The organism is Gulosibacter macacae, from assembly GCF_003865375.1.
GTDB lineage: Bacteria > Actinomycetota > Actinomycetes > Actinomycetales > Microbacteriaceae > Gulosibacter > Gulosibacter macacae.
The window spans coordinates 106,076-120,988 of sequence record NZ_RQVS01000004.1; the positions used below are offsets into that span (position 1 = coordinate 106,076).

Below are 14,913 nucleotides of genomic sequence, written 5' to 3' on the forward strand. Positions count from 1 at the left end.
CCCCACCAAAATGCAGCACTGGGTACTCACCCTCAATTGCGATGACCGCTCCGGCATTGTGCATGCCGTGACCGCCGCGATTGTCGCGGCGGCAGGAAACATCGCCGAGCTGCAACAATTCTCTTCGACCGACACCGGCCGATTCTTCTTGCGCCTCGAGGTGGACTCCCCCGTGACGCGCGGTGCGCTGCTCGCCGAACTCAACCCGGTGGCCGAGCGCTTTGGTGCCGACATCACCCTGGACGTTGCCGGTCGCCCGCTGCGCACCCTCGTGCTCGCCTCGAAGGCCGAGCACTGCGTCAACGACCTGCTCTTCCGTCAGCGCGCTGGCCACCTGCCGATCGAGGTGCCGCTCGTGATGGCGAATCACCCGACCCTCGCGCCGCTCGCCGAGTTCTACAAGGTGCCGTTCGAGCACCTCGCGGTGACGAACCAGGATGAGAAGGCCGCGTTCGAGCGCCGAGTGCTCGAAGTCGTCGACGAGCACGACATCGAGCTCGTTGTGCTCGCTCGCTACATGCAGATTCTCTCGCCCGAGCTCTGCGAAGCGCTCGAGGGCCGGGCGATCAACATTCACCACTCGTTCCTGCCCGGGTTCAAGGGCGCGAACCCCTACCGCCAGGCGCACGCTCGCGGCGTCAAGCTCGTCGGTGCCACCGCACACTTCGTCACGACCGACCTCGATGAGGGTCCGATCATTGAACAGAACGTGCGTCGCGTCGACCACGCTGATTCGGTCGCCGAACTGCAGTCGATGGGCCAGGATGAGGAGTCGCGCACGCTCACGCAGGCGGTGAAGTGGTTCGCCGAGCACCGCATCCTGCTCGACGGCCAGCGCACGATCGTCTTCCGCTAACCCGCGGCAGACGACCGTGCACCCGGCCGGCTAGGCCGAACCCGCTAGGCCATCGCCGGGGTGTTCCAGAGCGGCAGCACCGTGCCGATACCGCGCTCGACCGCATTGCGGTAGATCGCGGTGCCCCAGGCGACATCTTCGATCGGCAGGCCGCCGACCGAGAAGAGCACGATCTCCTCGTCGTTTCGGCGCCCATCGGCGTCGCCGGTGACGACCGGACCGAGCTCCTCGATATCCCAGTGACGCAGTTTGCCCTCGGCGACGAGGTCGAGGAACTTGCACCCGATAATGCCGACGAATTGGTGGGTCGGCGGCGGCGCATCCATTGCCCAGGCTTCGTAGAGTCCGTAGCTGTCGACGACCTTCCGCACCGAAGTGTCTTCGAGCCCTTCATCGATGTTGGCTGGCGCCGGCATGGCGACGAAGGCACCCGGCTTCAGCCACTCGCGGCGCAGCATCGGGTAGTTCTCGACGTCTCCGGCCTTCGCGGTGGCGCAATAGGCCACGACATCGGCGCCGTGCACGGCGGCTTCGTTCGAGTCGACGATGCGGATATCGGTGATCTGCGGGAGTTCGGCGCGCACCCACGTGACAAAGTCATCGAGGCTCGCTTGGCCGCGACCCCGCACCTGCACGGTGTCGAGGTTCGGGAGCACTGCAGCCATCGCCGCGAGCGTCGTGCGGCCCATGACGCCAGGGCCGACCACACCCGCCACGCGCGAGTCTTGCCGCGCGAAGTAGCGGGCGCCGACGCCCGAGACCGCACCGGTGCGCATCGCCGAGAGCAGGTTCGCCGACATGATGGCGAGGGGCGCTGCCGTATCGGTGTCATTGAGCGTGAACATGAGGATCGAACGCGGCAGCCCCTTCTCACGATTCGCGAGATTCGAGCCGTACCACTTCACGCCAGTCGTGCCGAAGCTACCGCCGAGGTAGGCCGGCATGGCGGTGAATCGACGCTCATCATCGCCCTTCGGCATGGTTGGGAAGGGCGGGTCGTCGGGGAAGATCATGCGGGCGCCGTGCGAGTCATTGTTCGGACCGGCCATGCGGTAGTCACCGCGGGCGTAAAGATCAAACGTCTCGTTCATCACCTCGACACAGTGGGGCATGTCGAGCACGCCGGCCGCAATCATGTCGGGTTCAGAGAGGTATCGGAAGTCGATGCGGGTATCCATCGGCGCTCCTTCGGTGCTTCACGCGCGCACCGATTGGGAGCGCGCATCCTGTTCTGGCGCGGATGCGCGCCGCAGGGAATAGTACGGCCTCACCCCGACCGATCGGAAACCGAACGCGACCGCCCAGTTTGGCCTGGACGGTCGCGAATTCGGTGTTGCTTAGGCGACAGAATCGATGCGGTGCTTGACTCCGTTAAAGGTAAATTCGTCGCCGGCGCGCAGCCCCTCGATCGCCGGGTAAATCGGCGCGTCGGGCGAGATGCCCTGAAACTCGTTCCCCTCGCTCTCAAACGTGGCAGCAACGACACCGACGACGAAGAATTCGCCATCGAGTTCGATCACGGCGCCATCGCCGACGGTGTCGCGCGGCTCGAAGCCAAGCGAGAGCACACGCTTGAGCGCCTCGCGCTGCGCATCAGCACTGGCGCGGTCGATGGCGCTGATATCGGCCGCGGCGTCGGCCTGTGAGAGATCGTCGACGGTGTGCGACTGGGTCCGATCGACCTTAGAGGCAGCGCGCTGTTCCTCCGCATTCGCTTCAGCCGCTGCGATGTCGGCGCGCAGGGCGCTGGCGAGGGCTTCTTGGATGCGCAGCTTCGCAGCAGCGTCGAGGTTGAGTTCGCTCATGGGGGCTCCTTCGTCACGCGGGTCGGATGTTGAGCGTACTGCGGCCGACTTGTGGTGCGGCTGGCTAATGCCGAATCTGGGTCGCGAGCCGGGATGCGGCCATCGGTCCGATCTGCTCGACGACGATGCGGCGGTGGTCAGGATGCTCGAAATAGGTTCGCCAGGCCTCCTCGGTTTCGAAGGTGGCGACGACTGCGAAATCGGCGGTGCCCTCGCAGAACCCGGCGTTGGCGCCGACGGCGTATTCGATGCAGCCTTCGAGCGTGGTGGCAAAGGCTTCGAGGTTCTGTTGGAGCGCGGCGACCTGCTCGGTGGTGACTTCGGGGTGCCAATTGAAGATGACGACGTGTTTGATCATGGTGACATTGTGCTTGATGAGGGTGCTTCGAGTGCCTCAGCACACCAGGCAACCCGGCGCGCTGAGGTTCTCGAAGCGCGAATGTCGGAGGCTCAGTGCATCCTTGCCACATGACTCCCGATGCTCTGCTCGAGTGGCGCCCGCCGCATCCGACGAATCTGCGCGAAACGATAGGTGGCTTGCGCCGTGGTCCCAGCGACCCGACCCAGCGTGAGGCGCCCGCGCGGGCAGGTGAGCGGGCGGCAATCTGGCGCACGCTGCGCGCACCGGAGGGCACGGCGAGCATCCGAGTGGCCGAGCTCGATGACGGCTCGCTTCGCTGCGAGGGCTGGGGTGAGGGTGCTGCGGTCGCCGTGGCGGCGGCGCCCGAGCTCCTCGGTGCGCGCGATGACGCGCGTGCGTTTGAGCCGCATCTCGAGGGTGTGCGGGTGACGCACCGGCGACATCCGGGGATGCGGATTCCTCGCACGGGGTACGTGTTTGATGCGCTCGTGCCTGCGATTCTCGAGCAGAAAGTCATTGTTGGCCAGGCACAGGATGCGTGGCGGCGGCTCGTCTGCGCCTACGGCGACGAGGCCCCCGGGCCGGTCGATGCGCGGATGCGGGTGGCACCGGCGGCCGCGACGTGGCAGCGGTTGCCGAGCTGGGCCTGGCATCGGGCTGGCGTTGATCCGCAGCGCTCGCGCACGATTGTGCGCTGCGCGGGGCGGGCGGCGGCGATTGATCGGCTGGCGGCGTTGCCGTCCACCGAAGCTCGGGCGCGCTTGCAATCGTTGCCGGGAATCGGTGTCTGGACCTCGGCTGAGGTGGCACAGCGGGCCCTCGGCGATCCCGATGCGGTGTCGGTGGGTGACTATCACCTCGCAAAGCACATTGGCTATGCGCTACGTGGACGCGATATGACCGATGCCGAGATGCTTGAGGCGCTTGAACCGTGGGCCGGGCAGCGGTACCGGGCGGTGAAGCTCATCCTCATGAGCGGCCCCCGGCGGCCGCGTCGCGGCGCGAAGCTCGCCTACGTCGACCACCGGGGGTACTGACTCACCTTCAGCTACACCGCCGTGTAGCCGCCGTCGACGAGGTGGTAGCTGCCGGTAATAAACGACGCCTCATCACTGAGCAGGAAGGCTACAAGCGCGGCAACTTCCGCCGCCTCGCCGAGGCGCTTCACCGGATGCGCCTGCGCGATCTCATCGGTCACCTCATTCGGCAGCGAGTTGAGCAGCGGCGTCGCAATGAATCCCGGGCCCACCGCGTTCACGCGCACACCGGTCGTGCCGTAGTCCGAACCCACGGCCTTCGTGAGACCGACGACACCGTGCTTCGCCGCGGTGTAGGCCGGGTCCTGCGGCACCGCCACAGCGCCGGCAATCGAGGCCATGTTCACGACCGCACCGCCGCCCGAGGCGATGATCGCGGGCAACTCTTCGCGCAGGCAGTACGCGACACCCGAGAGGTTGATGTTGATCACGCGATCCCACGCAGCCACCGGCAGGTCTTCGATCTTCGCGTTGTGACCGGGGATGCCCGCGTTGTTCACCGCAAGGTGCAGACCACCCAGCTCGGCGACCGTGTCGGCCACCATCTTCCCAACCTGCTCTGGGTTCGACACGTCAACAGCAAGCGCGATACCCCGCCCACCGGCCTCAGTGATCTTCGCGAGCGTCGCCTTCGCGGCCTCAAGGTTGAGGTCGGCCACCGCGACTGCGGCACCTTCCGAGGCGAGGCGCAGGGCAACCTCTTCACCGATCCCCGATGCGCCACCGGTTACGAGCGCAATCTTGCCGTCAAATCGCATGGCCACTCCATTCGCTAGGCAGGCGCATAGCGCGCCCGTGTCACGTCAACCTAAGGAGTTCCGGCCCGCCGCACTTGACCTCGCGTGCGCTCCGGATGCGATTCCCGCGCATCCTCGCGAGCGCCACTCCCCCTAGAGCTGCGCGAGCACCGCGTCGATGATGCGGTGACCGGCGCGATCACGCAGGGTCATGAGCGACTCCGGGTGGAACTGCACGGCAAACCACGGCTTCTCGCGGTGCTGAATTGCCATCGGCACGCCGTCCGCATCCGAGGCCACCACATAGATCGACTCGGGCATCGACGCCGGGTCGACGTAGAGCGAGTGGTAGCGACCGGTCACGAACGTCTCGGGCAGTGCATCCAAGAACCCAGGTGCCACGACCGACACATCGCGCTCCTGGCCGTGCAGCGGGTAGCCGAGCTGCCCGAGCGACGCACCGAAGTACTCACCGATCGCCTGCTGTCCGAGGCAGACACCGAACACTGGCAGACCGCGCCGATCGACCTCAGCGAGGATCTCCGCATCCTTGAAATCGCGCGGGTTACCTGGCCCGGGCGACATGACCACAAGGGTCGGGTCGGCGCTGTCGATCGCGGCGGCGATCTCGGCCTCCGGCAGGCCACCGAGCGGCACACGCACCGTGCGCACCTCAGCACCGGTTTCGCGCATATAGCTCGCAAGCATCTGCACAAACGAGTCTTCGTGGTCAAAGAACAGGATGCGGTGCCCAGCACCCAACTGCGGCGCGGCTTCTGCCTCGACCTCGTCGGCGTCGGCGGCCTCGATCGCTTCGAGGAGTGCCGAGGCCTTCATTTCGGTCTCGCGCTCTTCGTCCTCGGGAATCGAATCGATGAGGAGTGTGCCGCCGGCGCGCACCTCGGCGACTCCGTCGCGAATCATCGCGGCGCGGATGGTGAGACCGGTGTTCACATCGCCGTTCGCCTCGAGCACACCGAGCGCACCCGCATACCAGGTGCGCGGTGACCGCTCGTGCTCGTCGATGAAGCGCATCGCCCAAATCTTCGGCGCACCGGTCACGGTGACGGCCCACATATGCGTGGCGAACGCGTCGAGACCGTCGTAACCCTCGCGCAGCGTGCCCTCAACGTGGTCGACGGTGTGGATCACCTTGGAGTAGAGCTCAACCTGGCGACGACCAATGATGCGCACTGAGCCGGGCTCGCACACGCGCGCCTTATCGTTACGGTCGACATCGGTGCACATGGTGAGCTCGGCGCGATCCTTATCGCTGTTGAGCAGCGTGCGAATCTGGTCTTCATCTTCAATGGCATCGGCGCCGCGGGCGATTGTGCCCGAGATCGGTGCGGTTTCGACGCGGTGACCGTTCACGCGCACAAACATTTCGGGGGATGCGGTGATGAGAAACTCGTTCCCGCCGAGATTCATGAGCGCGCCGTAGGGTGCGGGGTTATCGCGACGCAGCGTGCGGAACACTCGCGAGGGGCTCGTGCGCACTGGGCGCCGGAAAGCCTGGCCGGGCACGACTTCAAAGAGGTCGCCGCGCTCGAACGAGGGCTTCGCGCGACGTACGAGTGCCGCGTACTCCCCCGGCTCGTGGTCGCGGCTCGGCTGCGCATCGGCGGCGGGGCCGACAAAGGGCGCGGGCGTTTCGGTGCGCGGCAGTCCCGAGGTCGCTTGCCCGAGGTAGGCGAACTCGAAATCGTAGCGGCGAGCATCGCCGCGCTGACGGTCAACGGCGAGGATGCTGTCGGGCAGATACACGACGAGGTCGCGCTGGTCGCCGCCCGCGGGGGCTGGGAGTGCTTCGATCTGGCGCACGAGGTCGTAACCGAATGAGCCGTAGAGCCCGAGGTGACGGATATCGCTCGGGAGCGTGTCGATGATCGCGCGGAGCACGGTGAACGAGGAGCGGCGGCGGGTGCGTTCTTCTTCGGGGAGCACTTCGTCGCGCTGCGGGGTGACGTCGATGGCGACTTCGGTGGCGGAGAGTTCACGCACCTCGATACCGGTGAGCGGTTCGAGCGCGGCACGGAAGGCCTTGAGCGGCACGAGTCCGCGATCGTTGAGGGCACGCATCCGCAGTTCAAAGCCGCGGCCCTCGATCACGAGCGGCGGGTCGATGAAGCCGATATCCCACTGCGTGTACCGTCCCGGAAACTCCACCCCGCTCGAGAGCACCACGCCAGCGCGGTGGTCAAGGCCCGAGATGATGTCATCCATCTCGGCGGGGTCGGCAGCACGGGTAATGGTGGTTGCGGTGAACATGCGGTTCCTCGGATGCACGCGCGCGGCCTGCCCGCGCGCTGGCTCTACCGTACTCGCCGCGGCGACACTGAGACCGCGCCCCGCTACAAGCCCTGCGCGATGACTGCCGCCGCGCGGCGCCAGGCTTCGCGGGTGGCGGGCTGGAGGCGCGGGATGTCGAGCTCGCCACCGCCGACGAACTCCTGGTCGTAGGGCACCGACACCACCGCTCGCGTGAGCTTCGCGAAGTGCGCCTCGAGCTTGCGGTGCAGATCCTCGTCATCCTTCTCCGACGGCGAGGAAATAATCGTCACTGCGTTCGCGAGTAGCTCACCGTAGCCGCGCTCGCGCAGACCATCGGCAAGCCAGGCCGCTGACGCTGCCGTGTCTTCGCGGGCCGTCGAGACGACGACAAGCTGGTCAGCGACATCAAGCGCTGCCTCCCAGTTCGAGGCACGCATATTGTTGCCGGTGTCGACGACCATGATGCGGTAGAAGCGGCTCAGCGTGCGGTGCAGGCGGCTGAACGCATCGTCGTCGATGATCGCGGCCGAAGCTGCGTCATCATCACTCGCAAGCACGTCGAACTTGGCATTGCCCTGGTTGCGCACATAGCGGTCGACATCGGAAATCGTCGCGCCGCCCGAAATCTCGAACTTCGGCAGCTCGCGCAGGAGGTCAACCGCGGTGTTCTTGGTCGCACCCGGGCGCGAGCGCCAACCGAGCGTGCCACGCGTTTCGTTGTTGTCCCAGGCGAGCGTGTAGCCGCCGCGGAAGGTGCCGAAGGTCGCCGCGATCATGAGCGTCGCGGTCGTCTTGTGGGCGCCACCCTTCGGATTCACGACCACGATGGTGCGCGGCCCAGCGAAGGGGCGCTGAATCGCTGCGATCTCGTCGCGCTCAGCACGCTCGCGGGCACCGGGGCCGAGTGAAATGAGCCCGCCACTGGCGCGACGGAGGCTCGCGCGCCAGCCCTGCTCGGCCACCGACTTGCGCGACTTATCGCTTGCCGCAAAGAAGTCATCGAGCGTCGGGGCTTCGCCGGATGCGTTGCGCGCCGTCACTGCGGGGGCCGACTGACGGGTCGGCGTGGGGGTCTGGGCGGGCGGTGGTGCCACCTTGTCGAGGGGCTCTTCGTCGAAAAGCGGTACTTCGGGATAGCCGGGCTGAGGCTCGGGCGCCGCACCGAGCGAGACGCGTGTGTGGGCGCGGCGGCCATCGCGCGCGAAGGCGGGGCTCCACTCCGATGCGTCTTCCGTGACCGACTCGTCAGCGGATTCGTCGCCTGACTCATCATCGCTATCTGACTCAGCACCCTCAGCTGCCGCATCCTCGTCTTCGAACGCCAGTTCAGCATCCGGGTCGACATCATCGGCGCGCTCGGCGTCGTCATTCACCTCATCGGCCACCGACTCGAGGTCGTCGAAATCGTGATCGAGCGCCTCATCGTGGAACTCGTCGAGATCGGCGTCGTCATCCACATCCTCGAGCTCGTTGCCGTCGGCATCCTCGCCCGCGAAGCGCATCGGTCCCTCGGGAAGGGGCGCCATCATGCCCGGACGCGGCAGGCTAATCGTTTCGTGCACCGAGTCATTATTGGTCGGTGGCTCGTCTTCGCCGTCTTCGTGCGAGCGGAACAGGTCGGAGTACCCCTCGGCCGGTTCCTCAGCTTCGGGCGTGAGGTCAATGTCACCGGGGGCAAGCGGCTCGATGTCACCGTTCTGGTCAATCCCGCCCTCGGGCGAGAGCACGAGCGGGTACACCCCATCAACGTCAATCGTGCGCACGTGCACCGTGCGCCCCTCATCGGCGGCTACGGCCATGGCGCGTTCCATCACCATGCCGCGCAGTTCATCGGCGTCGGCCGCGCGCATCCGAGTGACGTGGTCGCCATCGCGCAATTCACCCTGGCCATCGGCGCGGATGAGGGCGACGAGTTCGCGGGCGAAGTCGGTCGATTCCTGTGCCATGGGTCACGTCCTCCAGGTGAGCGGGATGCGGAAAAACAGGATGCCAGGCAGCAACGACACGCCGCTGGTATCGCCCAAGTTTAGGGGCGCTGGCCTGGGGCACAGCGGATGCCAGGCCGTGGCGGGGCGAGTTGTCAGGCGATTCGGGTTAGCCTGCCCCTATGACTGACCTCCGCATTGGCCCCCTCACCGCAGACAACGTTGTCGCCGCGAACACGCTCACGCTGAAGCCCGGCCAGGAAGCCTTTGTTGCGCCGGTGTCACATTCGATCGCCGAGGCGTACGTCAACCCCGACACGATGTGGCCGCGCGTGGTGACTGCCGACGGCGAGGTCGCGGGCTTCATCATGGCGACGTTCAACGCCGAGGCTGACGACGAGCACTTCCGCTCGACGATCTTGCGGATGAACGTGGATGCCGACCACCAGCGTCAGGGCATTGGTGCGTTCGCCGTGAACGCGGTGTTCGACGAGGCGCGGGAACGCGGCTTCCAGGTCGTGACTGCCATGTGGGACGACGGTGACCTCGGCCCCGGCAAGTTCTTCACCGCCATGGGGTTCGAGATCATCGGCGAGACCCCCTACGGCGAGGTCGTTGGCCAGCGTGTGCTCTAGCTGTACTGACCGGAGACGTTGATCGAAGCGGGAGATTGACCTTGCCGTAACGTCAATGTGTACGGTCGTGGGCATGACAGTCTCGATGATCGACAGCCTCGCTGGCATGCGGCGCTTGGCTCAAGCACAGCCGGGCGAATGGGATGAGGCGGCCCGTGCCCTGTGGGCGCCGATGGCCGGCATGTACTTCTTCATCCCGGGCGGCCCGGACCTGGCCCAGGTACATGCCCAGAACTTCGGTTTCGGACCTGAAGCCCCACGCGACCTGGTCCTCGAAGGCCTGGAGGCCATGGAAGCAGCCGATGCGTGGGGTCGGGTCGAGCGCGCCGTGCAGGACGGCTTGGAGCGGTTGGCAGCAGCCAACCCGAGCATGTCCATGCCTGACCTTCGCGTGCTACTCGTCCTGGGCGACCCCGACAACAAGCACTTCATGGACGAGATCCGTGGACTGTCGGCCTTCGGCGGGATCAGCGGCTTCATCGCAATCACCGTCTGGCCCACCTCGCAGGTACTGGACCGTTTGGAGGCCATCGCACTGCATGAGCTCCACCACAACGTGCGCTACTCGCCCGGCGGCGTGGTGTGGGACCCCAGGACCGTCACCGTCGGTGAGCACGTCGTGGCTGAGGGCCTGGCGGACCTGTTCGCTGCCGAGACCTACGGTGCGCGGGGATTCACCCACTTCGTCAGCGATCAGACCCGAACCAGTGACCCGGTGCTGGCGCGGGTCGTCGAGGGGCTGGGGGTGACCGGGATGCGGGACTTCAGTGCCTGGGTTCTGGGCGATGCCAGCGCGCGCCTGTTCGGCGGGACCCCGGTGGGCCTGCCCACCGGGGCGGGTTATGCAGCGGGTGCCCGAATCGCCAACGCCTACCTGTCCGCGACCGGTCGCAGTGCAGCCGACTGCGTGACGGTCCCCGCAGCCGACATCCTGGCCGTGGCCCTGCCACAGTTGGGTCTGGCAACGACTGGACAGTGAAGGAGGGTGGGTCGTGGTGGAGTGGACCGTCCAGCAACTGGCGCAACGTGCCGGGATCAGTGGCCGAGCCCTGCGGCACTACCACCAGATCGGCCTGCTGACCCCTGACCGGATCGGCGCCAACGGCTATCGCTACTACGGCCCAACCTCCGTGGCCCGCCTCCAACGCATCCTGCTGCTGCGCGACGCCGGGGTGTCGCTCGACGAGATCGCCACAGTCCTCGACTCCGAACACGATCAGGCCGACGAGGTAGCTGCCCTGGAGAAGCACCTCGTCAGACTCCGTCGTGACCGTGAAGCTCTGGACCGGCGCATAGCCTCTGTCGAGCACACCATCGCCATGCGCCGCCAGGGGCGTCTGCCCCGCATGGACATGATGCTCGAGGGCTTCAACGACCGCTACAAGACCGAGGTGGTCTCCCGCTGGGGGCAAGAAGCTTTCGACGCCTCCAACCAGTGGTGGCACGCCAAGACGTTGGCACAACAGCAGCAGTTCCAGGCCGATGCCGAGCAGCTACTTGCCCGCTGGGGCGAGCTGCACGCCGCCGGCCATGGGCCATCGAGCCCCGAGGCACAGGCCCATGCAGCTGCGCATGTCGCCTGGTTCGCCCAGATCCCCGGCACCCCCACCCATGCCAACGACCCGGCCAACGCGACCGCCATGGTGCTCGGCATGGCCAACCTCTACGTCACCAATCCCGACTTCCATCCCGCCTTCGGAAGCTCCGAAGCCGCCGACTTCGCGGCCCAAGCACTACGGATCCACGTCAGCCCAACCTGACACTCATCCAGGTCCCACTGCGCGCCGCCCGGCGTAGCACGAAAGGTCCTCATGTCACATCCGAACGCTGCCCTCACGCCGCGCCACCGCTTGATCGTCGCCCAGCTCGTGGTCGACCAAGACTGGCCGATTAGCGAGGTCGCCGCCAGGTTTCAGGTCTCCTGGCCCACCGTGAAGCGCTGGGCCGACCGCTACCGCACAGGCCAGTCCATGCAGGACCGGACCTCGCGGCCGCACCGGTCACCGAACAAGACCAACCACGCCACCGCGAAGCGCTGCATCCAGCTCCGCCTCCGACTGCGCGAAGGCCCAGTCCAACTCGCCTGCCGGCTGGGGATCGCACCGTCCACGGTCCACCGGATCCTGGTCGACGCGCACCTGAACCGGCTGTCGCACGTCGATCGCGCCACCGGGGAGCCAGTGCGCCGCTACGAGCACGACCACCCCGGGGCAATGCTGCACGTCGACGTGAAGAAGCTCGGCAACATCCCCGACGGCGGCGGCTGGCGCTACGTCGGCCGACAACAAGGCGACCGCAACCGAGCCGCCACACCCGACAAGCCCCGCAACAAGTGGCGGGATCCGCTCATGGGCAAGGCCTACGTCCACACCGTCATCGACGACCACTCCCGCGTCGCCTATGCCGAGATCCACGACGACGAGACCTCCCTCACCGCCGCCGCCGTGCTCGTTCGGGCTGTCGAGTGGTTCAACGCCCGCGGTGTCACGGTCGAGCAGATCCTGTCCGACAACGGCGGCGCCTACCGTTCACACCTGTGGCGAGACACCTGCGCCGAGCTGGGCATCCGGCACAAGCGCACGAGGCCGTATCGGCCGCAGACCAACGGGAAGGTCGAGCGTTTCCACCGCACCCTGGCCGATGGCTGGGCCTACGCTCGCTGCTACACCTCCGAGGCTGAGCGGCGCGGTGAGCTCGAGGGCTGGCTGCACTACTACAACCACCATCGGCCCCACACGGCCTGTGGGAACCAACCGCCGTTCTCACGATTGATCAACGTTCCCGGTCAGTACATCTAGCGCACCCCGCGTATTGCGGAGCTACACCGGCTCGCGGCCGCCGTATTCGATCTCGCTGATGAGGTAGTTGCGCGCGTAGGTGAACTCGCCAAGCGGTTCGTTGAGTCGGTGTCCCTGCCAGACTTCCGCGCGCACGTTGCCGCCGAGTCGACGCATCGCGTCATACGCGAGATCATCGAGATCGGCCCAGTAACAAGCCCACATGAAGTTATTGAGGTCGTAGGTCACAAACTCGTCGATCTCGGGCGCTGCACCCGAGCGCAGATAGCGGTCGTAGGCGAGCCGCAACACCTGCTTGACCGCCGGTAGCTGGTACACGAGCTGATCGGCGTCGCTGAACGTCATTTCCTCGAAGCTCGTGAGGTATTCCCAGCGCTCGGTGATCGCAAAGGGCACGAGCCCCAAGGCGGTTGAGCCAGCCGGCGCGTGTTCCGCGATCTCGGCCGCGAATCCCAGCCACGCCTCCGGTCCACCGCCCCAACGTTCGTCGAGGAAGCGAATGAGCAGCAAGATGCCAATACGGTTCCACGGGTCGTGCTTCCGCCACTCGCTCGCGAACTCCCAAATCGACTGCGTCGACCAATTCGCCGTCGCCACCTGCGCACGAATGAGCGCAGTCACATCCTCGCTGCCCATCCGCTCGGCAGCGTCGAGATAGGCGTGGGAGGCCGCTTCATTGAGGTCGCGGTAGCTGTCGCGATCGTCTTGGTCGACGTTCTCAAGGGTCGTGTAGCCCCGGTGCGTCCAGGCAAGCGACATGAGCATCTCGGCTTTGAACAGCGTCGCCTGCGGTTCGTTGCGCGAGCGGAGCTTCTCGAGCCACGCGCGGCTGAGCGCCCGACGCTGCGTAATGATCTCGTCACTCACCTCGAACGGTTCGTCTTCAAATTCCTGCATGAGCCAGGAGCGAAGGCCCACTGGCACCGCGTCCTAGAGCTTGAGCATGCCGTCGACGTCGACCTCGTTGCGCGCACGCTCAAGTTCGTCGGTGACCCAGAACTGCGCGCTTGGTACGAGCTGTGGTTCGGGCTCTTGCGCGAGGCGCGCAATGAACTCGGGGCTCTGCACCCGCGGCGCCTGCGGCTGCGCTTCGGGCTGGTCCAGGCCGGATGAACGGAATCGGTCGAAGAGTCCCACGCGGATGCGCCTTTCGTTGCGATGCACTTGCTAGTGCACCGGAGCAACATGTCAGGCGAAAGTGAACAGGGTTCTCAACAAGGCATGAGCAGTCGCTAAACGCCTAATCGCGCGAGCGCAGCGAGAGACGCGGCAGCGAACCACCTGCGCGCTCAAACTCCGAAATGTCGAGCGTGACTACTTCATAGCCAAGGTTGCCGAGCATCCGGGCCGTACCGCCGGCCGAATTCGAAATCGCAATCGTGCGCTCATCGAGTGCCACGACCGCCGCGCCACGCGGCTCGTCAACCGCGAGGTAGCGACCGAGCACGCTCGGGGTTTCGATGGCGCCGGGCCAAGCAAGCAACGTGCCGTCGGGCAGCACCGAAAGCACTTCGCTGAGGCGGATGCCCTGGGTCACCTGCACACCGACCACGCGGTAGCCGCGCGGTTCGACGAGACGACGCAGGCCTCGCAGCGCCGAGGCATTCGTCGCACCACCGATACCGACGAAGAGCACGCCGTCACCGGCGACCACATCGGCCGGGTCGAGCACTGCGGGTGCTTCGAGCTCGTCGAGCACGGCGCCAGCGTCAATGAGCGTTTCTTTCACGGCCGCGAGTTCAGCCCGGCGGGCATCGCCCTTCGGGCGCGCCAGCACGACCTGCTCACCGAGCACGAGCGCGGTGTCGCCAACGAACACCGAGTCGGCCTCGTGCGCGGCCGTGGGCACGGCTTGCGTGCCCCAGCCGTGGTCTTCGAACGTCGAGACAAGCGCTTCCCACTGGTCGTTTGCCGCATCCTTCGACTCATCGCTCGCGTTCTCGAGAAAGGCATCGGAAGGGATGCGGAGGAAGGCCGAGCCGGGTGCGCTCGTCGAGGCCGCTACGGCCGCGCTTTGGCGAGCCGGTGCATCCTGCTCAATGCCTGCGAGCGCGCGAAACGCGGGCGGCGCAATGAGCGCGCCGGCGAGGAGGCCCGCGACGGTGAACGGGAAGTTGAGGCCGATGAACTCGCTGAAAATCGCACCCCAGGCCGAGCCGTCAAGCGGCAGACCGTTGGTGAGGATCTGCACGATGTAACCGATCGTGCCACCGAGGAGTACGCCGACCGCACCCGCGACGAGCCCGCCCCACCAGGTGCGCAGCATCCCGAGATAGCCGAAGCCAACGAGCACGAGCAGATAGACGAGCACCGGCAGTGCGGCGAGGCCAAAGGCGGTACCGAAGGTCTGGCCGGGAGTGAGCACGAAGGTGAGGTCGCGCTGGTTCGTCTGGTAGAGCGTGCCGGCGAGGGTGACGGCGGCTGCCGCAAGGGCGGCGCCGAAAATTGCGTTCGTCGGGCGGGAGGCGGGAGTGGTCACGTTGTC

Annotated in this window: 15 protein-coding genes; 6 read left to right on the top strand and 9 right to left on the bottom strand. The window is 66.4% G+C overall.

Annotated elements, in window-relative coordinates; all coding sequences use genetic code 11:
- The first annotated feature begins 10 nt into the window (after positions 1-10).
- Entirely contained in the window at positions 11-856 is an 846-nt protein-coding gene (gene purU, locus EG850_RS04305) for a formyltetrahydrofolate deformylase (RefSeq protein WP_124970784.1), read from the top strand.
- Between the two features lie 44 nt (positions 857-900).
- On the opposite strand, the gene EG850_RS04310 is transcribed toward purU, so the two are convergent.
- The 3 genes from EG850_RS04310 to EG850_RS04320 all read right to left on the bottom strand — a co-directional run bounded on the left by EG850_RS04310 (position 901) and on the right by EG850_RS04320 (position 3,019).
- Complete coding sequence (locus EG850_RS04310; RefSeq protein ID WP_124970483.1) at positions 901-2,034, bottom strand: tyramine oxidase subunit B; 1,134 nt, start codon at positions 2,032-2,034, stop codon at positions 901-903.
- A gap of 159 nt (positions 2,035-2,193) precedes the next feature.
- The gene (locus tag EG850_RS04315) at positions 2,194-2,661 is read right to left on the bottom strand and encodes a hypothetical protein (RefSeq protein WP_124970486.1); all 468 of its coding nucleotides are present in this window, start codon (positions 2,659-2,661) and stop codon (positions 2,194-2,196) included.
- Positions 2,662-2,725: 64 nt separating this feature from the next.
- Positions 2,726-3,019: a Dabb family protein gene (locus EG850_RS04320; protein ID WP_124970489.1), complete on the bottom strand. Its 294-nt coding sequence runs from the start codon at positions 3,017-3,019 to the stop codon at positions 2,726-2,728.
- Positions 3,020-3,129: 110 nt separating this feature from the next.
- On the opposite strand from EG850_RS04320, the gene EG850_RS04325 reads away from it, so the two are divergent.
- Complete coding sequence (locus EG850_RS04325; protein WP_124970492.1) at positions 3,130-4,059, top strand: DNA-3-methyladenine glycosylase family protein; 930 nt, start codon at positions 3,130-3,132, stop codon at positions 4,057-4,059.
- Between the two features lie 11 nt (positions 4,060-4,070).
- Here the strand turns inward: EG850_RS04325 and EG850_RS04330 are convergent, their stop codons facing one another.
- The 3 genes from EG850_RS04330 to EG850_RS04340 all read right to left on the bottom strand — a co-directional run bounded on the left by EG850_RS04330 (position 4,071) and on the right by EG850_RS04340 (position 9,016).
- On the bottom strand, positions 4,071-4,817 hold the full coding sequence (locus EG850_RS04330) for an SDR family NAD(P)-dependent oxidoreductase (protein ID WP_124970495.1): 747 nt from the start codon (positions 4,815-4,817) through the stop codon (positions 4,071-4,073).
- Between the two features lie 132 nt (positions 4,818-4,949).
- A complete protein-coding gene (locus tag EG850_RS04335) occupies positions 4,950-7,067 on the bottom strand; it encodes an anthranilate synthase component I (protein ID WP_124970497.1) in 2,118 nt (705 codons plus the stop codon).
- Between the two features lie 83 nt (positions 7,068-7,150).
- The gene (locus EG850_RS04340; protein WP_124970500.1) at positions 7,151-9,016 is read right to left on the bottom strand and encodes a MinD/ParA family ATP-binding protein; all 1,866 of its coding nucleotides are present in this window, start codon (positions 9,014-9,016) and stop codon (positions 7,151-7,153) included.
- Positions 9,017-9,177: 161 nt separating this feature from the next.
- On the opposite strand from EG850_RS04340, the gene EG850_RS04345 reads away from it, so the two are divergent.
- The 4 genes from EG850_RS04345 to EG850_RS04360 all read left to right on the top strand — a co-directional run bounded on the left by EG850_RS04345 (position 9,178) and on the right by EG850_RS04360 (position 12,428).
- Positions 9,178-9,630, top strand: coding sequence for a GNAT family N-acetyltransferase (locus EG850_RS04345; protein WP_124970503.1), 453 nt, complete (start codon positions 9,178-9,180; stop codon positions 9,628-9,630).
- 73 nt (positions 9,631-9,703) lie between these two features.
- The gene (locus EG850_RS04350) at positions 9,704-10,609 is read left to right on the top strand and encodes a DUF2268 domain-containing protein (RefSeq protein WP_214609505.1); all 906 of its coding nucleotides are present in this window, start codon (positions 9,704-9,706) and stop codon (positions 10,607-10,609) included.
- A 13-nt stretch (positions 10,610-10,622) separates the two neighbouring features.
- Positions 10,623-11,390, top strand: coding sequence for a MerR family transcriptional regulator (locus EG850_RS04355; RefSeq protein ID WP_124970509.1), 768 nt, complete (start codon positions 10,623-10,625; stop codon positions 11,388-11,390).
- A gap of 51 nt (positions 11,391-11,441) precedes the next feature.
- Positions 11,442-12,428, top strand: coding sequence for an IS481 family transposase (locus EG850_RS04360; protein WP_124970512.1), 987 nt, complete (start codon positions 11,442-11,444; stop codon positions 12,426-12,428).
- A 21-nt stretch (positions 12,429-12,449) separates the two neighbouring features.
- Here the strand turns inward: EG850_RS04360 and EG850_RS04365 are convergent, their stop codons facing one another.
- The 3 genes from EG850_RS04365 to EG850_RS04375 all read right to left on the bottom strand — a co-directional run bounded on the left by EG850_RS04365 (position 12,450) and on the right by EG850_RS04375 (position 14,907).
- Positions 12,450-13,325, bottom strand: coding sequence for a hypothetical protein (locus tag EG850_RS04365; protein WP_124970516.1), 876 nt, complete (start codon positions 13,323-13,325; stop codon positions 12,450-12,452).
- A 33-nt stretch (positions 13,326-13,358) separates the two neighbouring features.
- Complete coding sequence (locus EG850_RS04370; protein WP_124970519.1) at positions 13,359-13,565, bottom strand: hypothetical protein; 207 nt, start codon at positions 13,563-13,565, stop codon at positions 13,359-13,361.
- Between the two features lie 103 nt (positions 13,566-13,668).
- Positions 13,669-14,907, bottom strand: a complete 1,239-nt coding sequence (locus EG850_RS04375; protein WP_124970522.1) for a hypothetical protein — start codon at positions 14,905-14,907, stop codon at positions 13,669-13,671.
- Positions 14,908-14,913: the final 6 nt, after the last annotated feature.